The 25095-nt window shown below is 42.5% G+C and carries 17 protein-coding genes and 1 pseudogene; 11 read left to right on the top strand and 7 right to left on the bottom strand.

The genetic code is table 11. The annotated features are described in order from the left end of the window. Positions 1-13: 13 nt before the first annotated feature. From HCR01_RS06790 to hetR, 6 genes are all read left to right on the top strand, one after another. A complete protein-coding gene (locus HCR01_RS06790; RefSeq protein WP_193195474.1) occupies positions 14-790 on the top strand; it encodes a PIN domain-containing protein in 777 nt (258 codons plus the stop codon). A 119-nt stretch (positions 791-909) separates the two neighbouring features. After that, positions 910-1956: a zinc-dependent dehydrogenase gene (locus HCR01_RS06785; RefSeq protein ID WP_193195473.1), complete on the top strand. Its 1047-nt coding sequence runs from the start codon at positions 910-912 to the stop codon at positions 1954-1956. Positions 1957-2105: 149 nt separating this feature from the next. Then, positions 2106-3377 (top strand): inorganic phosphate transporter, encoded by a 1272-nt coding sequence (locus tag HCR01_RS06780; protein WP_193195472.1) that lies wholly within the window; start codon positions 2106-2108, stop codon positions 3375-3377. A 722-nt stretch (positions 3378-4099) separates the two neighbouring features. Then, positions 4100-6499: a DMT family transporter gene (locus HCR01_RS06775; RefSeq protein WP_193195471.1), complete on the top strand. Its 2400-nt coding sequence runs from the start codon at positions 4100-4102 to the stop codon at positions 6497-6499. A 646-nt stretch (positions 6500-7145) separates the two neighbouring features. Further along, a complete protein-coding gene (locus HCR01_RS06770; RefSeq protein WP_193195470.1) occupies positions 7146-7442 on the top strand; it encodes a hypothetical protein in 297 nt (98 codons plus the stop codon). A gap of 1056 nt (positions 7443-8498) precedes the next feature. After that, on the top strand, positions 8499-9398 hold the full coding sequence (hetR, locus tag HCR01_RS06765; RefSeq protein WP_193195469.1) for a heterocyst differentiation master regulator HetR: 900 nt from the start codon (positions 8499-8501) through the stop codon (positions 9396-9398). Between the two features lie 443 nt (positions 9399-9841). On the opposite strand, the gene HCR01_RS06760 is transcribed toward hetR, so the two are convergent. After that, positions 9842-10516 carry a hypothetical protein gene (locus HCR01_RS06760; RefSeq protein ID WP_193195468.1) on the bottom strand — a complete coding sequence of 225 codons (675 nt, stop codon included), beginning with the start codon at positions 10514-10516 and terminating at the stop codon, positions 9842-9844. A 636-nt stretch (positions 10517-11152) separates the two neighbouring features. On the opposite strand from HCR01_RS06760, the gene rpsD reads away from it, so the two are divergent. Beyond that, positions 11153-11761, top strand: coding sequence for a 30S ribosomal protein S4 (rpsD, locus tag HCR01_RS06755; RefSeq protein ID WP_193195467.1), 609 nt, complete (start codon positions 11153-11155; stop codon positions 11759-11761). A 59-nt stretch (positions 11762-11820) separates the two neighbouring features. Here the strand turns inward: rpsD and moaA are convergent, their stop codons facing one another. From moaA to HCR01_RS06725, 6 genes and pseudogenes are all read right to left on the bottom strand, one after another. Next, the gene (moaA, locus tag HCR01_RS06750) at positions 11821-12807 is read right to left on the bottom strand and encodes a GTP 3',8-cyclase MoaA (RefSeq protein WP_193195466.1); all 987 of its coding nucleotides are present in this window, start codon (positions 12805-12807) and stop codon (positions 11821-11823) included. A 292-nt stretch (positions 12808-13099) separates the two neighbouring features. Then, positions 13100-14038, bottom strand: coding sequence for a trypsin-like serine peptidase (locus HCR01_RS06745; protein WP_193195465.1), 939 nt, complete (start codon positions 14036-14038; stop codon positions 13100-13102). Between the two features lie 223 nt (positions 14039-14261). Then, positions 14262-17891, bottom strand: a complete 3630-nt coding sequence (locus HCR01_RS06740; protein WP_193195464.1) for a CHAT domain-containing protein — start codon at positions 17889-17891, stop codon at positions 14262-14264. A gap of 343 nt (positions 17892-18234) precedes the next feature. Then, positions 18235-18416 (bottom strand): annotated as a pseudogene (locus HCR01_RS06735) (hypothetical protein); the annotation flags it as partial. Between the two features lie 349 nt (positions 18417-18765). After that, positions 18766-18948, bottom strand: coding sequence for a CsbD family protein (locus HCR01_RS06730; protein ID WP_193195462.1), 183 nt, complete (start codon positions 18946-18948; stop codon positions 18766-18768). Positions 18949-19445: 497 nt separating this feature from the next. Continuing rightward, positions 19446-19910, bottom strand: coding sequence for a hypothetical protein (locus HCR01_RS06725; protein WP_193195461.1), 465 nt, complete (start codon positions 19908-19910; stop codon positions 19446-19448). A gap of 250 nt (positions 19911-20160) precedes the next feature. Between HCR01_RS06725 and uvrB the strand changes: the two genes are divergently transcribed. The 4 genes from uvrB (at position 20161) to pstS (ending at position 24953) form a co-directional block, all read left to right on the top strand. Further along, the gene (gene uvrB, locus HCR01_RS06720) at positions 20161-22158 is read left to right on the top strand and encodes an excinuclease ABC subunit UvrB (protein ID WP_193195460.1); all 1998 of its coding nucleotides are present in this window, start codon (positions 20161-20163) and stop codon (positions 22156-22158) included. Between the two features lie 198 nt (positions 22159-22356). Next, positions 22357-22887 carry a copper amine oxidase N-terminal domain-containing protein gene (locus tag HCR01_RS06715; protein WP_193195459.1) on the top strand — a complete coding sequence of 177 codons (531 nt, stop codon included), beginning with the start codon at positions 22357-22359 and terminating at the stop codon, positions 22885-22887. 250 nt (positions 22888-23137) lie between these two features. After that, positions 23138-23743 carry a Uma2 family endonuclease gene (locus HCR01_RS06710; protein ID WP_193195603.1) on the top strand — a complete coding sequence of 202 codons (606 nt, stop codon included), beginning with the start codon at positions 23138-23140 and terminating at the stop codon, positions 23741-23743. A gap of 130 nt (positions 23744-23873) precedes the next feature. Beyond that, positions 23874-24953, top strand: coding sequence for a phosphate ABC transporter substrate-binding protein PstS (gene pstS / locus HCR01_RS06705; protein ID WP_193195458.1), 1080 nt, complete (start codon positions 23874-23876; stop codon positions 24951-24953). Positions 24954-25095 lie beyond the last annotated feature (142 nt).

Below are 25095 nucleotides of genomic sequence, written 5' to 3'. Positions count from 1 at the left end.
TTAGATCAGTAACATGGTACTCTCGGTTGTTTTGGATTCCTGTGTCATCTACCCTATGCCTTTGTGTGATACCCTTATGCGTGCTGCTGAGGCAGAGTTATACGAACTTCATTTTTCACAAGAAATTCTGGATGGCGCTACTCGCAACCTTGTAAAGAATGGGAGGATGACAAATGCCAAGGAAAGATACTTTCAAGAACAAATCAAGACAAACTTTCCTGATGCGATGGTGGAAGTACTAGAGTATCTAGTTGCAGCAATGACAAATGATATAGGCGATCGCCATGTTGTTGCTGCTGCTATAGTTGCCAAAGCAGAAGTCATCGTTACTGCTAACCTCAAACATTTTACTGTAGAAGCTCTTGCTCCTTATCAGATTGAGGCTTGGCATCCAGATGATTTTTTGGTTTACCTTGATGAGCAACATCCAGGAATAATGATTAAAATTATTTGGCAGCAGTCTAATGAGCTTAAACGTCCAGTGACCGTTACTGAGTTGCTTGACAAGTTAGAAAAAAATAATAGAGTACCAAAATTTGCTCGTAGTATTCGCTGCCAACTTTATTCTGACGAAATTGTGCAAACTGCCAAAAAAGCTTTGAACAGTAAGTTTGCAAATAAAGCACCTGAAGGTGGTCGATGCTTTGAGGGTGAACGGTATCGACTCTGGCAAAAAGGGGAAATTCTAACTATTACGGCTAAAGACAACCGGGGTGAGATCCTCAGGCTTGAGAATGGCGGAATTGGGGGATATCTTTCATCGGCGGATGTTGAAGCTCCAAATATTTAAACAGAGCTTAGAACAAGAACTAGAACTAGAACAAGCTAAAACACAGAAATCTCAAACCTGCTAGCTTAACGTTGACTGCTAATGTTACATCTAGTATCGTTGAGCGGTGAAAAACCAACGTGAAAGCACAGGTATTTAGAGGCGTCAATCAACTGTCTTACGAAGATATCCCAGTCCCAACGCTGGAACCAGATGAAGTGCTGGTACAGGTGCGGGTAGTGGGGTTGTGTCAGTCAGATATAAAAAAAATTCGTTATCCCCTATATGAACCGCCACGCATTTTTGGACATGAAACTGCTGGGACGATCGCAGCATTAGGAAATAATGTCACAGGTTGGCAAGTAGGACAACGGGTGGCGGTGATGCACCACATCCCGTGTATGCGTTGCGCTTACTGCCTAAATGACAATTTCTCAATGTGCAATGTCTACAAAAATATTTCCACGACCGCAGGCTTCAACGCCAGTGGTGGCGGCTTTGCCGATTATGTCAAAGTGCCAGGACATATTGTACAAAACGGTGGGCTAATTCCCATCCCTGATCATATCAGTTTTGAAGAAGCAAGTTTTGTAGAACCGACTAACTGCTGCTTGAAAGCAGTGAAAAAAGCTCAAATAGCTCCAGGACAAACTGTTTTAGTGACTGGTGCTGGGCCAATTGGATTAATGTTTATCATGTTGGTGAAGTATTTCGGAGCAAAAGCGATCGCCACCGACTTACTGCCTTCTAGAATTGACAAAGCATTGAATGTTGGTGCAGAGGCGGCTTTTGATGCTCGTGATGCTGATTTACCCGCCAAAATTCATGCGCTCACTGGTGGATTAGGTGTTGATGTCACCTTATTGGCTGTCCCCAGTGAAAAAGCTTTCTTTCAAGCAATTGACTGTACCCGCAAAGGCGGTAAAATCTTGTTTTTTGCGGAATTCCCCGATGAGGTGGAAATTCCTGTCAACCCCAATATTCTCTATCGCCGGGAAATTGATTTGATGGGTAGTTACAGTTCATCCTACCGCCTGCAAAATCTCTCCGCTGATATCGTGTTTAATCGCCGGATTGATGTAGAGGCATTGATTAGCGATCGCTATCCATTAAAAGATTTATCAGCAGCGGTCGCACAGGCGATCGCACCCACAGCGGAAACTTACAAAATCTTAATTTATCCCTAAGCAACAAATCCTTTGGTAGAGACGTTGCATTGCAACGTCTCTACATGGTCTATCTGTCACATTCTTTTTATTGGTATTACCTTCTCCACTCCCCCATTCAGCACGGGTTAAACACCCTGCTACCGCTAACATAACTCAGCCTAGATAAAATGCTTATAACCCTAATTCCTGTAGCCCTCCTAGCCTTCTACGTCGCTTTCAATCTCGGAGCTAACGATGTTGCTAACGCAATGGGAACTTCGGTTGGTTCCAAAGCTGTCACTCTGAAACAAGCGCTAATTATTGCTGGGGTATTAGAGTTTACGGGCGCTACATTATTTGGACATGAGGTAACAGAAACCCTAGCGACAAAAATCACTAATCCTGCTTTATTCGCCGCTACGCCCCAAATATTGGTGACTGGGATGGTAACGGTGTTACTGGCGAGTGGAGTGTGGTTGCAAATTGCTACCTCACGCGGTTTACCTGTATCCTCATCTCATGCGGTTGTTGGTGCGATCGCTGGATTTAGTTGGGTAGCTTTGGGAGTGAGTGCAATTGATTGGTCATCAATTGGCCCAATTACTATTGGCTGGATTTTAACGCCGATTATCAGTGGTGCAATTGCGGCTTTATTTTACAGTCAAATTAAGCGCTGGATTTTGGATCAACCAAATCAATTGGTGCAGTTGCAAGAGTGGATTCCCTGGTTGAGTGCAGTTCTGCTAGGTGTACTTGGCGTAATTGTGCTACCTTCGCTAACTCAACCGCTAACCAATTTTTTAATTGAGCTTGGTTTCAAAATACCCGCTCATGACATCCCCCTGCTAACGGGTTCAGTAGCAGCAGTTGGACTCACGATCATCAGTTGGCGACAGCTAGATGGTGATAGACACAAGGAAAATAAGAGTAAGAAATCTCCAGCCCCCAATCCCGTCGAACGCTTATTTGCTCGATTCCAAGTATTGAGTGCTTGCTTTGTGGCCTTTGCTCATGGTTCTAATGATGTTGGAAATGCGATCGCTCCTTTAGCTGCGATCGTCTACATCAATCGCACTGGTAGCGTACCCACAAATGGCATCACTATCCCTATATGGATTTTAATCCTTGGTGGTGCTGGTATTGTTGCTGGTTTAGCCGTATGGGGAAAAAAAGTCATCGCCACTATTGGCGAAAGCATCATTTCCTTGGAACCTAGTAGCGGATTTTGTGCCGAACTTGCCACTGCTACCACCATTCTCCTAGCCTCCCGGCTAGGTTTACCTGTCTCCACCTCCCACGCCCTTGTCGGTGGTGTAGTTGGTATTGGATTAATACAAAATATCAAATCTATTCAGCGCAAAACTCTAAAAGGTATCGCCGCCGCATGGCTAATTACAGTCCCCGTGAGTGCTGTTCTCAGTGCTGCGATCTTTAGCCTCGCTCGAATTTTCTTTTTCTAATAATTATTAATATTTTCCTGATGTTTTCCATTTAATATATTTGCTCATAGCAAAAAATAGACTGCTACAACGCTAAAGTTAAAGCGCATTTTTGCAGAATGGCTGCTCATTCATTAAAATATTGTGCAGGAGATGGAAATACTTTAAATTTCCATAGCAAAGATACTCTAATCTCCATTTAAAGATGTAAACTGTCACACAAGTTACATTCCACACGAATTTACATATTAGTCTTACAAGTCAGATAATTTTGTTGTAGCAAGGCACGCATCTGCAAGTCTTTGACAATTACTATTGCCATCAAAACAATAGGTATTTATTTGGCGTGAGATTTTTTTAGCAGTAAAAATCTCGCTGGCTAATAGTTGATAGAAATCAAACTGACCAGATGCTCATCAATGCCAAAAACAACACCGTATAGTAAACAGTGGGGCAAATTTGACCAGAAGAGATCAGCAGCAGGGGTACAAGCCCCACACACAATTTTTAACTTATGCGCCTGTAATTAAAAACGGGTGAAATCTCCTTTTAATTCTTCCCTCTGCTCCTCTGCCTTTTTCAAACTTTGCCAACCATGTGTTCAGAATGACAGAATTACGTTGAAATGCGGAAGTACTGTTAAAATTTTTAGTTTATCTGACAAAATACAGGAAATTAGTATGAGCGCCAGTCAAGTGTACGGGAAGCAGCTTTATCGTCAAGGTGTTAGAGGTTAGAAGCTAATGGGGCGATTCGAGAAGCAACCAGAAAACCCGCGAGCCAGAGGCGAGCTATCCAGAGCAGCAGAAAATGCCCTCTGGGCTGTAGTTGAGGATTTAGAAAATCTCCAGCAGAATGTCATCAGATCGTTGCAGGAAGACGTAAAGCGGCTTCAATCGGAAAAAAACCGATTAACTGATGACATTCAACACTTGCTAGAGGAAAAAGAACATTTGCAACAGGTGCGTCAAATCACCGAGCAGCAAGTGTTAATTCGTCAGCTAGCAGAAGTTCTGGCGAAGCATATATCTTCACAACTGCAATCCTCTCTAGCGACTTTAGCAACCCAAGTAGATGAAAATTCCTATGAACGATCTGCGCTGAAATCAGCTGAAGTGAGCAATAAGGTAGCAGGTGAGATCAATGAAAAAGTCGAACACATGTTTGGCAGTCTGGATGACACTGTTACTATCACCTTTAACTCACTGCAACAAGAACTAAAGAACTACCAAAGTAATCTTTCCCAACAGTTGTCTCGGATGTATAGCCAGCAGCAGCAAGGGGAAGAGATTTTAACGGAGTTCGTTAATCGCCTACAGGGAAAACTAGAAAAGACAATAGAAGAAACTTCACGAAAAGCAGCCGCAGTAAGTGCGCCTACTGTGTTGCAACCGACTGAGCCACAAAAGAAGAGTTCTGAGACATCGCCGCAACTTGGCGAAGTCGCAAGAACGGCTGCTGAACCAATTTCTGTTATCCCTAGGGAATTACCAGAAAGCAAAGTTACGTCCAAGCCGCCTGCTGCGAAAATCCCGCCACCAATAGAAAACGCTACCAAACCAATTTCTATTATTTCTAGGGAATCGTCACAAAGCGAAACTACGCCAAAGCCGTCTGCTGCGAAATCGCCACCAATAGAAAATGTTGTCGAACCAATTTCTATCATCAGCAAGGATTTGTCAAAGGGCGATGTATCCCCGCCTGCTGCTGCGTCAACACCACAGCAGGGAGTAAAACAACCGCCACCTAAGCAAAACGTTACTGAACCGATTTCTGTTATCCCTAGGGAATTGTCAGAGGGCGAAACTATGTCCCCGCCTGCTGCTGCGTCAACACCACAGCAGGGAGCAAAACAATCGTCACTCAGGCGAAATCAAAGCGAACCGATTTCTATACTTAGCAAGGAATCGTCAAAAAGCGAAACTATATCCCCGCCTGTTACGCCAACGCCACAAAAGGGAGGAAAACAACCGCCACCAAGGCGAAATGTCAACGAACCAATTTCTGTGCTCAGCAAGGACTTGTCAAAGAGTAAAACTACGCTAGAGCCTCCGACTACACAAGCGTCACGCCAAAGAGCAAAAACTTCGCGATTGCCTAGCTCCCAAGCCTTATCGTCTATCCAGATAGGTTTGTTGCTAGTTGTGTTGTCAACGGTGATATCGTCACTTTACAACGTAGCGATCAAAATAATTTTCCATGAAGGTTCCCAAATTTTTGGAGTGGTAGAGGTGGAGCGCTTGCTCTCACCGAGTTTGGGCAATATTCTACTAATTTTGACGTTGCGGTTTATGGTCGTAGTACCGTTAATGGTACTTTTAGCTCCCATACTACATCCAAGAGTCTGGCAAGATATCCAAAACTTAGCTGATTCAGTTCGAGGAAATTCTACACCTGCCAATGCAACTACACAACGGATTTTGGTGATGTCGGTTGTGAGTGGGTGCTTTTTGTTTGTGTCTCAGGTACTAATCTACACTGCTATCGGTCAAGTAGCGACTGGGATGGCGATCGCGCTTTTCTTTATCTATCCAATTGTGAGCGGACTATTAGGGTGGTTTCTGTTTCGCGATCGCCCAAGTGCATTGGGTGGAAGTGCGATCGCCGCGATTTGCTGCGGTGAATTGTTGGTTTTAGCAGGTTCTCTCAGCACTGGTATGGGCAATAATATTTCCCTAGGAAGCAGCGCCGCAATCATTTCTGGAGCAGCTTTTGCTGGTTATGTCATCCTGACACGGATATGCGCTGACCAACTACATCCGGTAACTTTTACTTTAATTAACTTCGCCACCATGTTGCTGTTGAGCTTTATCTGTTTGATGCTACCTTTACCAGGCGAATGGAACTTGCTAGTTGACCCCTCTAAGATGTTGGAACTTGTCTTAAGCGCGTTTATTTTGGGTGTATTGACCCTCTCTGGCTATTTATTCAATATTTTTGGCACACGTAACTTAGGTGCTTTACAGTCACCGATCATCGGTGCTAGTGTCCCGGTTCTAACCGTGATTTTCGCTGGGTTAATTATTCAAGAAAACTTGGATATTGTACAAATTATGGGAGTGTTATTAGTGACTTTTGGCGCAGCTGCTTTCAGCTTGGAAAAAATGCGAAATCAGGTAAAATCTTCTAGTTCTACGAATTAAATGATGCGTCGTAATCAGCTGATGCACGGTGGGAGTTACTGAACTTCCACTACTTTCAACCCAGAATCTCAGCTAATGTATATGCTTATAACTCCTCTTAGTTAGTGCTTTCTATAGATATATTAGTCCCATTGTCAGAGAGAAGATAGGAGTAGCCTGCGTCAATGGGATTCAGTTTGAAATACACCACTAAAATCTTTGCGGTTATAGCTTTTGGATGGCTAAGTAGCTAATAAATCCTATAAATAAGCGATTAATATTTACCACTTATAAGAGATTTTTGTATATTTATCCTGATAAGCGTGAGGGAACCACGTAAGTATAAGTTGTAATTAGGAATAATTGTGTTGTCGAAAGCTGTTGCTCGTTTAATTTACATAATTATGCGTGATGGCTATCAGGAGCAGAATTAAAAACTCTGAAAGCTCAGGTCAAATGTCCTCCAGTCCAGAGTAAATATTGACTCTTGAACGCCAGTTCATTCAACGTGGGGAACCTCCGCACATGACTGGCTCCTCTTGACCTTTGACAACCTTCTCCTGTGGTCGCTGCTACGTGTAGCTTGCTTCCCCGGAAGGATACACAAAAAAGTGTGATTAAACACGCAACAGCTTATTTACTACCTTTAAATATTTGAGAGACTCAAATGACAAACAACTCTAATACTAAGCTCACAAATGCTTTTGATGCTCCAGACTTTGATATAGAGGCACAGAATGAGGTTGAACATAGCAATCGTGTCCTTGATCGGAATTTACCAAGCAATAATGCGTTAGGCGGATTTCAAATGGAAATCTTCGCTGCTGATGTAAATTCAGTGAATATCAAAATTGATCGGGTTTTTCAGATAACAAAAGCGATCGCTCATCACAAAGCGAGTCAACTTGAGATGCGATCGCGTAAATGCTCAGAAGATAGCTTTTTGTACAGTAACCTGCTGTAGGTATTAGCAACTCATCCACACAGATCTAGTTCCTCAAATAGGTCAATCAGTAGATAAGCAACCTACTTGAAAGCAGCAAAAAAATTAGCTCAATAACAAAATTCTAATTTTTTGTTGTGATCAAAATTCAGAAACTTATCTGGTAAAATCTTGCAAATAATCATGAAACCAAATCCAAAATACGATTTTGTTATGTTTAATTACTCGTTAACTCTCTGGTTGCAATAGTGCTGTAGATATAAACATTAGTCTGAGTAGATACACCGTGAGTTTTGTATCATCCCTGTCAGCACAAAAGAATGAATAAAATTTTTGCTTGTTAGTATATTCCAAATATCAAGAAACCTTGATTTCTGGAAGTATAAAATATCGAAATTATTCATCACTTATCTAGGTTAAAAAACATGACTTTATTTCTATTTAAACATTACTTTATACCTATTTTATAGAAAAAATGCTATGGTATTAAGTAATGATGTTGGAAAAACCTAAAGGTATTTTGAAATTGGAATTACCTGCTTTATTTGATGTCTACAATTTGCCCTCAAGTCAACTGCCTATACTGCCAAGATATTACTGGAGGTTGTAAACGAGATAATAATTCACAACATACCCTGTGAATGTTGCTACATCTAGTAAGAGAGTTCCTCTTAATTCCCTCCTCTAATTCCTACCACCTGTGTACTACCAAAATTTACCAAGGCCTATTAAAGGTCATCTTGATTTGAATAGTAGACATTGAAGAAAAAGCGGAGAAACCTAACAGACTTTGTAAGTTACGGGGAACACAGTTGACTTGCAGAACGCAAATCGCATCAAGCGAGGTTTGGCGATGTCCGTGATTTTTCGGTTAGATGCAGGAAAAGCTATATTGACAATATCACTTCTACCTGTTTGCCAGAAGAAATACGTAAATAACAATTTTGGCTACCAAAAATCTCATAGTTATTGCATACTAAATAGTCTGAAATAAAGACATTGCCTTCAAGAGGGTGTATACTACCTATTTTCACTTGACTAATAACCGTGTAAACGTGCTATTCAATTGTCTGTAATATGAGTAACGACATAGATCTGATCAAACGTCTTAGCCCCAGTGCGATGGATCAGATCATGCTTTATCTGGCTTTTAGTGCCATGCGGACGAGTGGGCACAGGCATGGGGCATTTCTAGATGCAGCTGCAACGGCGGCAAAGTGTGCAATTTACATGACCTATCTAGAGCAGGGGCAAAACCTGCGAATGACAGGACATTTGCACCACCTGGAGCCGAAACGCGTAAAAATTATTGTCGAGGAAGTTAGACAAGCGCTAACAGAGGGCAAACTGCTGAAAATGCTGGGTTCTCAGGAGCCTCGCTATCTGATTCAATTGCCTTATATCTGGTTAGAGAAGTATCCTTGGCAACCAGGGCGATCGCGCGTTCCCGGTACTAGTTTGACAAGTGATGAAAAAAGACAAATTGAGCAGAAACTACCGAGTAATCTGCCAGACGCTCAGTTAGTTACTTCTTTCGAGTTTCTGGATTTGATTGAGTTTTTGCACAAGCGATCGCAAGAAGACTTGCCACCTGAGCACCAAATGCCTTTGAGTGAAGCTTTAGGTGAACATATCAAGCGTCGTCTGATTTATTCAGGTACGGTAACACGCATAGATTCTCCTTGGGGAATGCCCTTCTACGCTCTGACTCGTCCTTTTTATGCGCCAGCAGACGATCAAGAGCGCACTTATATCATGGTGGAAGATACTGCTCGGTATTTCCGAATGATGAAAAATTGGGCAGAAAGGCGACCAAATGCCATGCGCTTGTTAGAAGAGTTTGATATTAAGCCAGAACGATTGGAACAGGCTATGGAAGAGTTGGATGAAATTATCCGTGCTTGGGCAGATAAATATCACCAAGATGGTGGCATTGCAGTAGTTTTACAGACGGCTTTTGGCAAAAAAGAAGATTGATATTCAAGAGTCATAAGACTATCTATGATTGTTGAATATAACTCTTGCAAAAGTCAAACAGTTAGGCATGTCATTCTGTAGCAAGATCTGCAGAGTGCCTAACGTAGTGGAAGGTACCCTTACGCAAAAGCCAAGCTACGCCTTGGTTTTGCAGGAAAGAATCTCACTCTTATGTTTCGCTCCGCTCAAAATGACATTTTAAGTATTTATGCAAGAGGTCTAATCAACAACTTTTACCAAACTATATGCGTTAAAGTCTTTAAATTTTATTCGAGGATTTAGACGCAGATAATTTTAACGCTTGTTATTAATGCTATGAGCGTGGCAAGTATTTGTAAGGCAAATTTTCAGGTAACTTGATCACTTCCTGGCATTAAATAGGGTTGGCGAACAGCCAACCCCAGACTCAATTTATATTTCAGTCAATTGCAAAGCACTGTAATTTATTTAGTACCTGGCTGCACAGGAACGCTTGGCTGCACAGGAACGCTTGGCTGTACTGGAACATTGGGCTGCGTGGGAACTGGGGTAGTATCAAAAGTTGGATTTAATCCCCCAGGTAGTCTAGATGGTGGTGTAGACGAAGAAATGCCGCTAACGCTGTCACTAGCATCAATACAAGTATCCAACGCCTGAGCGGGGGTCAATTCGTCAATTTCGCTACGCAAGCCAACCACGCACTGAGCATAGGTTACAGGTAACAAACTACGACCACAGTAAGTTAAAACTGCTGGGTTAATTGCCTCTTGGGTGTTCTGGCTAATACCAACTACACAGGAGGCTAATTCATTGGGACGACGGGCTTGTCCACAGGAAGAAAGCGCATCCGCCGCTGCAATTTGCGTCTGCCTCTCAATCTTAACCACACAGGAAGCCAAGTCCCTCGGACGCAGTGCTGTTGCACAACCTTGTGAAGCAGCTTGTGCCGTGACGCCCACGCTCAAGAGTCGAGCAGCACAGACACGGTAATCATTGCTATAAGAAGCGGTGGCAGCCATACTAGGCAGGATCATTGTTAACCATCCAGCCACAGCTAAAACTGGTGCTGTCAAAATTCTGGAGGCAGAACCGCCTTGTTTGTTTCTACCTCTGTTAACCACTTTTTTGCTCTGTAACATTGCTGTTCTCCAAACACCCAAAGTTATGCTAACTCAAATGTCCTGTAAATCCTCTGTAACAACAGAATTTCGGCTGTAGCATTGAAGCCAACCCCAATAGTAACCAGCACAAAATTATCTAGAAAATACCTTGGGCATGCTATGCGAGCGTTGTTAAGAGGCTTTTTTGCTGCCGTTAGGAGTATACTAGGGCGACAAGTCCGCCGCCGAGCCAGTTAAATTTCTAATTTCTAGCTATTTATCAAAAATTACTTGGAAACCCTTGAAGATATGGCTCGTCATTCAGACACGTCTGTGCTTTAGGCAAAAATTGATTTTCTGCTTAATTATGTTACAGTAGTGGATTGTAAAGATAAGTAAGCAGCGTCAAAAGTATTTCAGAGTGAAAACACTGCGTAAACCAATCTCACGATTGAGTAGCTTACGAAACTAAATAAACAGAAACAAATAATTGTTACGAGTACGGCGGGACAGCCCGGAATTTACGCTTGGGGAGAAAATGCCTCTACTTTGGTAGGATACTTCATGTCAAAGCAAGCGGCTTCGTAGAACCAAGAATTCCCTGGTTTATAATCAGGGAAGTGTCAAAATGGTACGTCTGAGTAAAATTTAAACAGGATTAGATTAAGGAAACACATGTCCCGATATAGAGGGCCACGCCTCAGAATTGTACGTCGCTTGGGCGACTTACCAGGATTAACTCGTAAAAGCGCTAGACGCGCTTACCCACCAGGCCAGCATGGTCAGAACCGTAAGAAGCGCTCTGAGTATGCTATCCGTCTAGAGGAAAAGCAAAAGCTCCGCTTGAACTATGGTCTGACAGAAAAGCAACTGTTGCGCTATGTGCGGAAAGCCAGACGTGTTACTGGTTCTACTGGACAAGTATTGCTGCAATTGCTGGAAATGCGCTTGGATAATACCGTTTTCCGGCTGGGTATAGCTCCGACCATTCCAGCAGCGCGTCAATTAGTGAATCATGGTCATGTAACTGTTAACGGTCGTGTAGTTAACATTGCCAGCTACCAGTGCCGTCCCGGTGAAGTAGTTGCTGTCAGAGATCGAGAACAATCGCGGAAGTTAGTGGAAGCTAACTTGCAATATCCAGGTTTAGCCAATCTCCCGAGTCATCTGGAGTTTGACAAAACTAAGTTGGTTGGCAAAGTCAACGGCGTTATTGAGCGAGAATGGGTAGCACTACAAGTTAACGAACTGCTTGTAGTTGAATACTACTCACGGCAAGCCTAATAGTCCTTGGTCATTTGTCCTGAGTCATTAGCAAAGGACAAATGACAAATAACAAATGACTACCCACCAATTTGCGACATAGTGCGGGCGTATGTACTTGCAACACCAGAGTTGCGCTCTTTGAAGTTAATTTCTGGCTTGATTGCCAGTAGTTGCCTTACCTGCTCTTGTAATTGAGTGGTGCTGATACCAGAACGGAGAGCAGTTTTTAGGTTTATTTGACCAGTTTCATTCAATAAACAAGGACGCAGCCAGCCATCGGCACTGAGGCGCATACGATTACAACGATCGCAAAAACATTCTGACATTTGACTGATAAATCCCAGTGTCCCCAATGCTTGCGGAATTTTAAAGACGTCCGCGGGGCCAAAACCACGAACTTGGGATTCTGTCAAGCCCCAGCGATCGCGAATACGTTGTCGTAATTCGGCTGAAGATACCCAACCGCGATCGCTAAATAAATGTAAATTGCCAATTGGCATAAACTCAATAAACCGGACGTGCCACTGTCTGTCAATTGTGAGGGCAGCTAAATCTAGAATTTCGTGATCGTTGACACCAGGAATCACTACCACATTTAACTTCAGTGGGTCAAATCCGACGCTATAGGCAGCTTGAATACCATGCCATACTTGTTGCCAACGGCGACGACCATGATTACCAATAATTTGGTCAAAGGTGTCTGGATCGAGAGAGTCTAAGCTAATATTAATTCTTCGTAGCCCTGCATCGTAGAGGTTTTGCGCCATTGGGGCAAGTAAAAACCCATTGGTTGTCATCGATAAGTCTTGAGTTTGGGGAAGAGAGGCGATCGCTTTTACCAAATCCACCACACGGGGACGCAGCAGAGGTTCCCCCCCTGTCAAACGAAACCGGGTAAAACCTACAGGGATAAACACCTCTTGAATTAGGGTTAGCAGATCCTCATCAGTCAACAACTGTTGCTTGAGGATATAATCCAATTCTGTTCCCTCTGGCATGCAGTATTGACAACGAAAATTGCAGCGATCAATCAAGCTAATCCGAAGGTAGTCTACCTGGTTCATCGTTTTATTTTTATTGTGTTCGATCAGTGTGATAACTTGCTGGGGTGGTTTACCCCTTCCTACCTTGGGTATAGAAATGTAAGTATTACAGTTATCATTTGTATCCAATATATGGTGAAGGCGCACAGCTAGGTAGTTCGCCAAGAGAACTTGGCGGGTTAAAGGGAAAGGGGAAAGGTTTTATATTAATCCCTTTCTCTTTAACCTTTCCTCTTTCTGCATCTCTCATCCAGTATTTTTGAGTTGGCAGACCACTAGTTAGTTGTGCGCCTTTACAAACTACGACCCATTTCTACTGATTTCGTCGCACCCACTTATCCAAGCGAGACATTTCCACTGCACGGTTCAAAACTAATCCATTAACCTTGTTCCAGCCGGAGTGAAGGGCGACAATATAATATTTGCCGTCAATATTAGTAATAATTGCTCCTCCAGAAGCACCGCCAGTAGTATCACAGTTATGGTAGGATAGACTGTCTTTTTGGCGAAGGATGCTGCATTCCAGATGAACGCCAGCAGTCATGCTTTCACCAGCAGTGAGGGCTTCATATCCTTTTTTCTTAGGGTTGGGAAAATCACCAGAATAGCCCACCAAGGCGAATCTTTTCGTATCTCCAACTAGAGTTGAAGATGGCAAAGATTTCCAGCCCAAATAACCGTATTTTCTCCCAATGGGTTTGTCAAGCTTCAAAACAGCCCAGTCGTCTACATAATCTTCTAAAGTTCCCTGTTTGAAGTCTGTGCCGTAATAAACACTAGTCGCATAAGCTACATCATCTTGATCTCGGACGACACCGTTAATTAAGTTTGGTAGAAAAGCGATCGCTTTACTAACCTTTCGAGTATCAGGGTTAACTACACAGTGAGCATTTGTTAAAACAATGTCTTCGGCAATTAACGTTCCTGTACAACTATAACTACCATCATCACCTACTCCCTCAATTTTACCCACCGCTGACCAAGGGTATTTTCTGCTAGTCATGGGAATGCGATCGTCTGAACCAATAATTGCCCGTCGGTTTCCGGGGGGTTCTTCGGACTGATTCAGTACCGAAGGTTCACCTTTGCCTTGCAATTTAAATTCCGTAGGATTTTTGACTCTAGTAAAGCTTGGTGGGGCTGGTTGAGATTGTGTTTGAGCTGATACTGATGCCCAAATACCCAAAGTTGCTACACCAATTGTTGCTACACAGGGGAAGATAAATTGTTTGGATTTCAAGACACTTTTCATTTAAGAATCACTCTTTTTTATGAAATAAATTAACCACGAAGTCACTAAGGCACAAAGCAATAAGAGTTTCAGAGGTTTCACGTAAGTCCTATTAAGCCTTAGCTCAGACTTTGCGCTGTCTTACTCGGTAGGTAGAAACCTCACAAGAAAGTGGGTGGCTGAATTTAATTACGAATTACGTTAGCGCAGCGGGGCGTAGCCCATTACGAATTACGAATTAGTTTCATTGCCGCCATTCACCAAGTAGGGTAAAACCTGCCCAGGAATATGGATTACGCCACTGCTCCTGTTTCCAGAGTTCGAGTTGTGCGGCTCGCAGAGCAGCTGCGGGAGATTTACCTTGCTGCAACATTTGGCTGTAAAATTGCTGCATCAACAACGATGTCGCTTCATCGTCTACGCTCCATAAAGACACCACCACACGGGCTGCACCAGCATACATTAATCCTCTTGTCAACCCAACTAGTCCTTCTCCTTGAACTTCCTCACCTAGTCCGGTTTCACAAGCACTCAGCACTACCAACTCCGCCGGAAAGTTGAGATTGAAGATTTCGTTGAGCCGCAGAAAGCCTCTTTGGGGTTTGCCTTGTTTGTCTACTAGGGATAGTACTATTCCTGATAATTCTGGGTCGCTGCTGTCAGCAAAGCCGTGAGTAGCAAAATGAATAATCTGATATTGACTGAGCTGTTTGCTGGTCGCCCAGTTGTAGTTAGCATCAAAATCCAAAGCTTGCAAATTATCTGACGGTGACACCAGTTTGAGAATCTCCTGGGCCTCAGTGCGAGTACCTTGAAGTCTTACAAGATTGCTACGGTTGATGTTGCTAGTAGACCGCTTGAGGGCAGATTCTTGTAGTTGCAAGTCGAGTTTATTGGCGGCATTTTGAGGTTTTTTGGCCACACGCTCATCATCAGTACTAAATACTGGATCGGCGAGGATGGCGAGAGATTTCGGTGCTTTGGAGCGCCCTTTAATTTCTTTGCGGAGAATAGCAATGGTAGAAGCGGAAGGCAGATTTATAATTTCATGGTTAACTACCAACGGTTGATAAGCTGACCCATCTGCTGATTTTGCGCTAGTTAATGCTGCAAAAGGAATATATTGCAAAGCATCATCACCAACAATTACTAAGCGTTTTCGTCCTAACTTGTCAGTAACGGGTGCGAGGATCAGTTTACTGAGTTCGTGAGCAGCTTGAGCGGTTTGTTTTGGGGATACTCCCCGCATCCCAGGATTTTTTAAGTAGTTGTTATATAAATTCTTAGCTGCTTTTTCTATCTGTTCGCGTCCAGGGAGTTGATAAGTGTTAAGAGAATTGGGTGTGACAGCCCAAAGATAGCTACGTTTTTCACCCAATGAATACTGCAACAGTAGGGTGTCTTTATCTAGTTGTTGCTGAATCTCAGGTAAGGTGAGAGGTTGGGGATACTTTAACTCAGCATATTCAGGGTTTTGAGTACGAATTTTTGTCTTTAGTGTTTGCTGTTGATTGAAGAGGTTTTTGATTTCTTCTGTGAGGTTTTCTATTTGCTTAGGAGTATTATCTTTATTAGCTAGCTCTGAAAGTTTTTTCTCTTTAGCATCGATTTGCCATTGCAAACGGCGTTCTTCTTCTAGTAATTTGGGGTCAACGCCTTTGAAGATATCTACATTAGCTTCTGTTAACAGTTCTACTAAACCTCTGGCGCGAGAACGTTCGCTAGCTTGCAGTGCTAAAGCATCGTATCCTTTTGATGGGTTTTGTTTGTGCAGTTGCATCAGCAGGTCAATGTAAAACTCGTAATACTTCTGCACGGTGGCAAAGTAGGAAGTACGTAGTTCTTGGCTGGTGACTTTGCTACGTGTATCTTCAACGATTTTAATTGTTGCTTCTATTTGGGAAAGGGCAGCGTTAAGATTGCCCCGATCGCGTTCTGTAATCGCAATACTATAAAGTGTGTCAGCTTCTCCGGTGCGATCGCCCAAGGTTCTCCACAGTCCAAGTTGTTGATTGTAAGTTGCGATCGCTTGTTGAGGCTGCTTTAATGAATTGTAAGTTTTGCCAATATTGTCCAAAACGTTAGCTTCTGCATACCGATTTCCTAACTTTTGCCACCCAGACACCGCATTTTGAGAAAATGAAAGTGATTTTTGATAATCGCCTGATGCTTGATATACCCTACCTAAAAAGGCGAGAGCAGCGGCTTCGGTAAAGCTGCCTTTTTGTTGACGTGACAACGAAAGCGCCTGATTAGCAGCATCAAGCGCTTTGGGATAATCCTTCAATGACTCATAAACTCTGATAATGCCTGTAAGTGTGGCAAATTCCTGAACAATATTTCCCTGTTCGCGCTCTAGTTTCCGCGCCTGGTTGTAATAATCTAGTGCTTTGGGATAATCTTCCCTTGCTAGATAAACGCTGCCAATGTTGTCTAGGATTTGAGCTTCCTTACCGCGATCGCCTATCTTTTTAGATATCTCCAGGGCTTGGCTGTAAGTTTCTACACTTAACCGATAGTCACCCAATGAACTGTAGACTAGAGCGATATCCTTGAGTGTATCAGCAATTCTTGCGCGATCGCCAACCTGACGACTCAAATCCAGTGATTGGTTGTAAAAGTCGAGGGCTTGCTGATAATCGCCGAATGATGCGTAAATACCTGCAATGTTGCCAAGGGTAAAGGCTTCCCTAGCACGATCTTTACTAGCACGTTGAAGTACAAGTGCTTGGTTTAATGAATCAAGCGCTTGCTGCTTCTCGCCTGTTTGATCGTATACAAAGCTAATTTGGTTAAAAATCTCAGCTTCCGCATTGGGATTACCTACCTTTTGGAGCAACGATTGTGCTTGTTTAAAGTAGTCGATCGCCTTCTGAGGTTCGCCTAATGAATTATAAACTCCAGCGATTACTGAGAAAATAGAGGCTTGTTGAGTGAGATTAAATACAAGTGCAGATCCAGAAAGATTTCCTTGCGCTTTCTGTTGCAATTCCAGCGCTTGGTTTAAGGTATCAAGTGCTTTCTGATTCTCGCCCAACGATAAGTAAAGTATGCCGATGTAGTTGAGGACATTGGCTTGTCCAGCCTGATCCTTCTTGGTAAGTTGGATCTCCAATGCTTGATTTAATGAATTCAGCGCTTTTTGTGGTTCGCCCAACTGCGCGTAGAGTAAACCGATGGTTTGGAGGATGTCAGCTTGTCCATCCAGATTTTTCTGGGCGCGTTGAATCACCAGCGCTTGATTGTAGGAGTCTAGTGCCTTCTTCGCGTCGCCCAATTGAAAATAAACTCCAGCAATGCGGCTTAGCGTCTGTGCTTCAAAATCGGTTTTTTTCTCAGCGCGAAATAATGACAGCGCTTGGTTATAAGATGAGAGTGCTTTTTGCTTTTCGCCCAAGTTGGAGTAAGCGCCAGCTAAAGAAGAGAGCATAACAGCTTCCCCAAAGCGGTCTTTGAGTGTACGCCTGATGACTAGTGCTTGATTGTAATATTCCAGCGCCTTTTGATTGTCGCTTTGGATAAAGTAGAGAGTACCGATGCTTAAAAGTGTCGTAGCTTCAGAATTGCGATCGCCTATTTCTCGCCAGATTTTGAGTGCTTCCTCATATTTGGCGATCGCTTGTCGCCGAGATTCTCCTGTACCTCGCTCATAAAGTTTCTGTGCTTCCTGCAAAAGTTGCTGTCCCCGCGCCGAGGCTCGTTTTGCAGCCTGTGGCGTTGCTTCGGATTGTTGTGCTATCTGTGACTTTATATTTCTCGGTGTTGCGGCCACTGCATCAGCTAGCAAAACCATACTGAGCAATAAAGTTAAACTGCAACGAGTAAAATTTGGTAAAAAGCAACTTAAAATACACGTAGACTTTAATTGATTCATTCTCAACCCTTAAACCCTTAGCAAATAATAATAGACAGTAGTAATCACGTAGACAAGAATACTGCTCATAAAAAATTACTCAGCTTACCTCAGAAATATTGCGGAAACTTTATTGTTATCTTAAGAATTTTTTAGACCAAACTCGCTTTGGTTGCTGTTTTTGTAACATATAGCAGTTTTTAACTGCATAAAATACTGATGTTTTTTGCAATTAGCGTCAAAACAGCAATAAAAAAGGTGGGTATTACCCACCTCAGAAATCTTAATTTACAAAAGAGTCTTGGAGTCATGAGTCCTGAGCCATAAGTGGGAACACACAAGTACTCAACTCAGGACTTTTTATTTACTTGCGACTACCTAACCATTTAGCCGCTGCAATACTTATAATTCCTGCCATTAAAGGATTGCTAAGAAACTTGATAATGACGGGTTGTTCAGCCAGCACTTCGGGGAAAATGTCTGGATGGTTGTGATGGACGAAGGATGCTAGTTTGCTCACATTATCAGCATCATCCGGTTGGGGTTGTTTGACACTCCCCCGACTGTTATTTTAGAGGCGATCGCCTTTTGTAATTCTGGCTCCATTGGCCTTGTCGGAATCTTATCTAGATGCAAAAACCAACTTTAAAAACATTTAAAATAGCTTGTTTACTCCGATTAATTGAATAGATAGTTAATTTTTGCTTTTTTAATAGTATAAATTTGCTTATAAAATGTAGAGACGTAATTAATTACGTCTCTACTAAACCACTATTCCTATCACCTAGCTAAGGTGAATTCAAAGCAGTGTAATTACTGTTCTTAATGACTTGACATTGCAGAAATAGAATATACTCTCTTGATATCCTTAAATCTTCTGCAAAAAGTATGAGTTTTAGTCAATCTTTTTTTTCACACTATCTTTGACATCTTCCATGCCGTGACGGACTTCGCTCTCAGCTTGCTTTGCTTTACCTTCGGCTTTATCTTCTGGATCGCCAGTAACATTACCCAATGCTTCTTGAGCTTTCCCTTCAACGTTTTTAGCAGTAGCTTTTGCGCGATCTTCTATGCTCATTTTGCGCTCCTGATTTTATAGAAAGTTAGTTTCAAAGTTGCAAACGAACTTTGAAATACTTTGTTATTACTCTTAAAAAGTAACTTAAACTTTTGGCTAGAGCCTTCTACCACAAGATATATTAAACAATTCCCAATTTGAAATATAAAGTTTCAAATGAATTAAATACCATCGGGGTAAGCATTCTAGCTATTAAATCGATATGAATTGAATGAATAACAGCTTAGTTACCTATGCTAAAAGACAGAGAAAAAGAGCGATTAGAACATTGTAGATCGGCATTAGTAGGGAACCTGTTCTATGAGAGTATTTTTAGATATACCAAATCTTAAGTTTGTAGCGATCACTCTCAAGACAGTCGCTACTTAATGTATTATTTATAAATAAGCTCTCAGACTTATCGCAAGCTAATCCTCAGAACTTTGATGAGTTTTAACTAAAAAAACCAGTTCCGTCAAGAAACTGGGTGAATAAAATTATGGTGATGATTTTTTGGTCTAATCTAGAAAACCCATTAGACTTTCAGACTCGTCAATAGTATTTGGTGCTACAGGACGGTTACCAAACACTGAATAGTTTTCAGAAATTATTATTGAACTTGAGCCAATTGGACGAATACCAGATGAGCTAATAGTGTCAACGACTTGAAACGTATTGCCAGAAATTGGACGATCGCCAGCTTCATGATATGTCTCAACTACTTCAAAACTACTGGTAGAAATGGGGCGTAAGCCAGCAATTGAGACTGTTTCAGCAACTTGCAAGTCACTGCTAGCTATGGGACGAACTCCGGCTATAGCAAGTGTTCCATGATCCGCCTGCACTGGCAATTGACTATCTAGCTCACTTTGATTTGCATTCAAGCTCTTTCCCTGGTGATTTTCAACTTCTGTTGTTTCTCCCTTAAGCTTGGCAAGCTTCTGCTGAGAACTGATTGCTTTGCCAGTGCTGCTAATAGCCATAACCGAACACCTCTGATTTGTTAACTGAATTTACAATAATTAAGGAAAGATGAAATTTTTCCTATATATGAGAGTTTAACCTTAAAAAACCTCATACAGGTATAAGGATCTTTAAAATCTATACATAAGTAAACTTAAACAATAAATTTTTGTAAAATATTATTGCTATTTATTTAGTTTGACTATCCAAATGCAACGAATGCAAAAGTGGGATAGTTACCATGAGATAGGGTATTTCCAGCAAAACTGTATGACAGAATTTGGTCTTCAAGCTCCTTTTAGTCCGACAGGTGATCAACCACAAGCGATCGCACAACTCACTGCTAGTATCCAATCTGGTAATCGTTACCAAACTTTACTAGGAGCTACGGGAACTGGCAAGACATTTTCAGTAGCAGCAGTTATTGAGAAAATTGGTAGGCCAACTTTAGTTTTGGCCCATAATAAAACCCTGGCAGCACAACTTTGTAACGAATTGCGAGAGTTTTTTCCCAACAACGCAGTCGAGTATTTTGTCAGCTACTACGATTACTATCAGCCAGAAGCCTATATCCCAGTTAGCGATACTTATATAGAAAAAACAGCTTCAATTAATGATGAAATTGATATGTTACGGCACTCAGCGACGCGATCGCTTTTTGAACGCCGTGATGTCATTGTCGTTGCTTCCATCAGCTGCATCTACGGTTTGGGAATGCCAGCAGAATACCTAAAAGCTGCTATCCCTCTCCAAATAGGTATGGAAGTTAATCAACGCCAAATTTTGCGAGATTTGGCATCGGTTCAATATAGCCGCAACGATATAGAAATGGGTCGAGGAAAATTCCGTGTCCGGGGTGATGTCTTAGAAATTGGCCCAGCGTACGAAGACCGGATTATTCGTGTAGAATTTTTTGGCGATGAAATTGACGCCATTCGTTATATTGACCCGGTGACTGGTGAAATTATCAAGAGTATGGAAGCGGTGAATATCTACCCCGCACGTCACTTTGTCACCCCAGAAGAACGGTTAGAAGTTGCTTGCCATGACATTGCAGCCGAGTTAAAACAACAAAAATTAGATTTCGAGGAAGCAGGAAAATTACTAGAAGCACAACGTATAGATCAGCGTACACGCTATGATTTGGAAATGTTACGCGAGGTGGGTTACTGCAACGGCGTAGAAAACTATTCTCGCCACTTAGCAGGAAGACAAGCCGGAGAACCACCAGAATGTTTAATTGATTATTTTCCCAAAGATTGGCTATTAGTAATAGATGAATCTCACGTTACCGTGCCCCAAATTCGTGGCATGTACAACGGCGACCAAGCTAGGAAAAAAGTTTTAATTGAGCATGGATTTCGGCTTCCCAGTGCTGCTGATAATCGTCCTTTGAAGGCAGAAGAATTCTGGGAGAAGGTGAATCAGTGTATTTTTGTTTCAGCCACACCAGGAAATTGGGAATTAGAAGTTTCTGAAGATCATGTAGTTGAGCAAGTAATTCGACCAACTGGAGTGATTGATCCAGAAATTTCTGTACGTCCCACAGAAGGACAAATTGATGATTTGTTGGGAGAAATTAAAGATAGAATTGACCTGCATGAGCGAGTGTTAATTACCACATTAACTAAGCGGATGGCAGAAGATTTGACCGAGTATCTGCAAGACCACAGCATTCGGGTACGATACTTGCATTCAGAGATTAATTCTATTGAGCGAATTGAGATTTTGCAGAACTTGCGCGAGGGTAACTTTGATGTGTTGGTTGGCGTAAACTTGCTACGAGAAGGTTTGGATTTACCCGAAGTTTCACTAGTAGCAATTATGGATGCAGATAAAGAAGGGTTCTTGCGAGCCGAGCGTTCCTTAATTCAAACTATTGGTAGAGCCGCGCGTCACATCCGGGGACAAGCAATTTTATATGCCGACAACCTGACAGACAGCATGATTAAAGCCATTGATGAAACAGACAGGCGGCGTGGTATTCAAATGGCACATAATCGGTTGCATGGAATTACACCGCAACCAATTGTGAAAAAATCGAGTAATGCGATTTTATCGTTTTTAGACGTATCTCGACGGTTAAATGCAACTGACTTGAAAGTTGTAGATGAACATATAGATGAACTGCCATTGGAACAGATTCCAGAATTGATTACTTTGTTAGAAACACAGATGAAAGAAGCAGCAAAGAAATTGGAATTTGAAGAGGCAGCAAAATTGCGCGATCGCATTAAGAACCTACGGGATAAAATGTTAGGACGTTAACTTAAGCTCATCTCACAGCTGAAGCGCGGGAAATTTCACGGGTATTGAGAATTGGCCAAACAAGGCATTGGATTCTTCCCCATGCCTTGTTTGGCTCATGCCATAAGACGGCGCGGTGATTCCTTACACCTCTTGAGGGGATGGGCTTCTTCGCAGTCTTCTGTGAACACCACGATCAAAAAACTGGAAGTGAACACAATGAAAAAACTGATATTAGTTGCTGTCTTAGCCACTTTAACCGTAGTGGCACCTGCCTACGCACAAACAATGGACTGGCTGACCCCACACCTTGAGACGCAACGTTGGAACAGACGTAAACCCAGCACACGCCAGTCCAGTACACGCAAAACTCCCGAACGGTATCCTGAGATGCGAGTCAACGGACAACCACTCAAAAGTTCTGTCGCGCCGGTTGAAGTGAATGGGCAAACTTTCGTCCCGTTTCGAGATATCTTTGAGGCATTAGGCGCAACAGTCACTTACAACAACCGGGAGCGCCTGATTACGGCGAAGCGCGGTACGTCCACAGTGCAGCTTTCACTGCCTGGTGGCAGTACGGCTCAAATGGAAGGTAATAGACAGAATTTCCATAGGGGCGAGATGCCATTCTTTCGCAGGGGTGTGGTAATGGTGCCACTACGCATGGTGTCTAAAACAATGGGTGTTCAGGTTACCTATGTTCAACGCCCAACTGTCCCGCTGATCTCCATCACTAACGGGGTTCCCTGAAACGATAAGCTAGCCGTTCTAACCAACAGCATTAAGAGGCTATCCATCCAAAAAAAAGGCGTTGCATTAATCAAAACACAATGCTCTTGCTGTACGAGGTATGAATAGCAGCATCGCCTAAGCCAGCCACACACTTGAAAAGCACATACCACTTCTAAGGAGCATATCGCCTATAGTAGCGATTCAGACACAGTGCGCGATCGCATTAAGAACCTGCGAGATAAATTATTAGGACGTTAACGTGAATCTTATGCTCACCAATATTCGCCTAATTAGTGTTCAAGAATATCACCAAATGGCGGAAACGGGAATTTTTCATCCTGAAGAACGCTTAGAATTAATAGCGGGGCAAATCCTCAGAATGTCAGCAAAAGGAACTGCTCACGAATCAGCAATTACCTGCACAGAAAGGTTATTACGTCAACACTTGGGTGACAAAGTTTTATTAAGAATCCAGTCACCAGTGCAACTTGACGATTACTCGGAACCAGAACCAGATATTTCAGTGGTGAAGCTGAATCCATTAGATTATGATGATCACCATCCGAATGCTTCCGAAGTGTTTTTACTGATTGAAATAGCTGATTCTAGTCTCAAATATGATCGCGAAGTCAAAGCGATGGCTTCTCTACGAGAGGCTTCGCCAACGCCAACGCCAAGGGCGAACGCATATTCTAAATCGGGTATTATTGATTACTGGATTTTAGATGTCATTGGACGTAAGTTGTATATGTACCGTCTTCCCAGTCCAGATGGCTATCACAGTGAGAGCATACTTACAGAGGATGTGACAATTTCACCTTTAGCTTTTCCTGATTGTGCAATTGCTATTCGGGAATTATTGCGAAAAGTCTAGGAGGCGATCGCCAGAAAGCATCTGCGGGATAAAATGCTGGGACATTTTTTACAATTATGACGCTACTCCCATGACTACAAATTGGGGAATTATCAAAGCTATTGATTAAAAATTGGAACTAAAGATTTATATGTCTGCTCAATTTGAATCTAAGCGACTAGCTAGCCTTCTGTCTCTAATCGTTCTTGGGTTGAATATTGCTTCTTGCGCTACCGATAGTCAAAACGTGAAGACTATTTCCCTCGTTGGTGCTGGGGCAAGTTTTCCCGCACCTTTATACGAACGTTGGCTTTCAGATTATAACCAGCAAAATCCCAATGTGGAAATTAATTATCAAGCGATCGGAAGCGGCGCCGGAGTACAACAACTCATTAAAGGGACTGTAGACTTTGCAGCTAGTGATGTGGGAATTACGAATGAACAAGCAGCTAAAGTCAAACGAGGAGTGATTGCTTTGCCCTTAACTGCTGGTTCTATAGTACTGGCTTACAACCTCACAACAACCGCACGCCAATCGTCTCAAGTCAATCTACCAAATAGTCTAAAGCTTTCACGCCAAGTCTACACAGATATCTTCTTAGGAAAAATTACCAATTGGAATAATCCGAGAATAGCTGTAGCTAATCCGGCGGTAAATCTACCTGATTTACCAATTCAGGTGGTACATCGAACTGATAGTAGTGGCACCACAAGCGTGTTAACACAACATCTAAGTACTGTAAGTCCAGAATGGAAAAGCAAAGTCGGAGTTGGGAAATCGGTGGCATGGCCTGTGGGAGTTGGTGCTAAGGGGAACGAAGGCGTTACTGCTCTGGTTCAACAGATCCCAGGAGCTATTGGCTATGTGGAGTACGCTTACGCCATACAAAATAAACTACCTGTGGCTGCCTTAGAAAACAAATCTGGTAATTATATTACGCCGACACCAGAATCAGCAGCTAGAACTTTAGAGACGGTGAAATTACCCGCTGATAATTTAATTGCTTTTATCACTGATCCTATAGGTGCTCAATCCTATCCCATCGCAACTTATACTTGGCTTTTAACTTATCGCCAATATCAAAACCCCATCAAAGCCCAAGCACTAAAAAACTTTGTTAACTGGGCTTTGATTGAGGGGCAGAAATCCAGTTTGGAGCTTGGATATATTCCTTTGTCTAAAGAAGTTGTTATTCAAGCACAATCTGTCGCCAATAAAATTACAGAATAATTAGGGCGTTGCTGAATGGAAGTATGAAATTTCAAGATTTGATATCTCAAACTTTTACTCTCTGCGCCTCTGTCTTGAAAAGTTTCCTAGGTTGGGAAACTCCGAAGTTCTGATCACCGGACGCCGGCGCTCAGACTTCTCT

The organism is Nostoc sp. MG11 (genome assembly GCF_014904695.1).
In the GTDB taxonomy this organism is placed as follows: domain Bacteria; phylum Cyanobacteriota; class Cyanobacteriia; order Cyanobacteriales; family Nostocaceae; genus Komarekiella.
This window is presented reverse-complemented; position numbering and strand designations above follow the sequence as displayed.

Excerpts from the sequence above, each read along its gene's own strand:
- HCR01_RS06790 (WP_193195474.1), top strand. The coding sequence starts at position 14 with ATGGTACTCTCGGTTGTTTTGGATTCCTGTGTCATCTACCCTATGCCT.
- HCR01_RS06780 (WP_193195472.1), top strand. The coding sequence starts at position 2,106 with ATGCTTATAACCCTAATTCCTGTAGCCCTCCTAGCCTTCTACGTCGCT.
- HCR01_RS06775 (WP_193195471.1), top strand. The coding sequence starts at position 4,100 with ATGGGGCGATTCGAGAAGCAACCAGAAAACCCGCGAGCCAGAGGCGAG.
- HCR01_RS06770 (WP_193195470.1), top strand. The coding sequence starts at position 7,146 with ATGACAAACAACTCTAATACTAAGCTCACAAATGCTTTTGATGCTCCA.
- hetR (WP_193195469.1), top strand. The coding sequence starts at position 8,499 with ATGAGTAACGACATAGATCTGATCAAACGTCTTAGCCCCAGTGCGATG.
- HCR01_RS06760 (WP_193195468.1), bottom strand. The coding sequence starts at position 10,516 with ATGTTACAGAGCAAAAAAGTGGTTAACAGAGGTAGAAACAAACAAGGC.
- rpsD (WP_193195467.1), top strand. The coding sequence starts at position 11,153 with ATGTCCCGATATAGAGGGCCACGCCTCAGAATTGTACGTCGCTTGGGC.
- moaA (WP_193195466.1), bottom strand. The coding sequence starts at position 12,807 with ATGAACCAGGTAGACTACCTTCGGATTAGCTTGATTGATCGCTGCAAT.
- HCR01_RS06745 (WP_193195465.1), bottom strand. The coding sequence starts at position 14,038 with ATGAAAAGTGTCTTGAAATCCAAACAATTTATCTTCCCCTGTGTAGCA.
- HCR01_RS06740 (WP_193195464.1), bottom strand. The coding sequence starts at position 17,891 with ATGAATCAATTAAAGTCTACGTGTATTTTAAGTTGCTTTTTACCAAAT.
- HCR01_RS06730 (WP_193195462.1), bottom strand. The coding sequence starts at position 18,948 with ATGAGCATAGAAGATCGCGCAAAAGCTACTGCTAAAAACGTTGAAGGG.
- HCR01_RS06725 (WP_193195461.1), bottom strand. The coding sequence starts at position 19,910 with ATGGCTATTAGCAGCACTGGCAAAGCAATCAGTTCTCAGCAGAAGCTT.
- uvrB (WP_193195460.1), top strand. The coding sequence starts at position 20,161 with ATGACAGAATTTGGTCTTCAAGCTCCTTTTAGTCCGACAGGTGATCAA.
- HCR01_RS06715 (WP_193195459.1), top strand. The coding sequence starts at position 22,357 with ATGAAAAAACTGATATTAGTTGCTGTCTTAGCCACTTTAACCGTAGTG.
- HCR01_RS06710 (WP_193195603.1), top strand. The coding sequence starts at position 23,138 with ATGCTCACCAATATTCGCCTAATTAGTGTTCAAGAATATCACCAAATG.
- pstS (WP_193195458.1), top strand. The coding sequence starts at position 23,874 with ATGTCTGCTCAATTTGAATCTAAGCGACTAGCTAGCCTTCTGTCTCTA.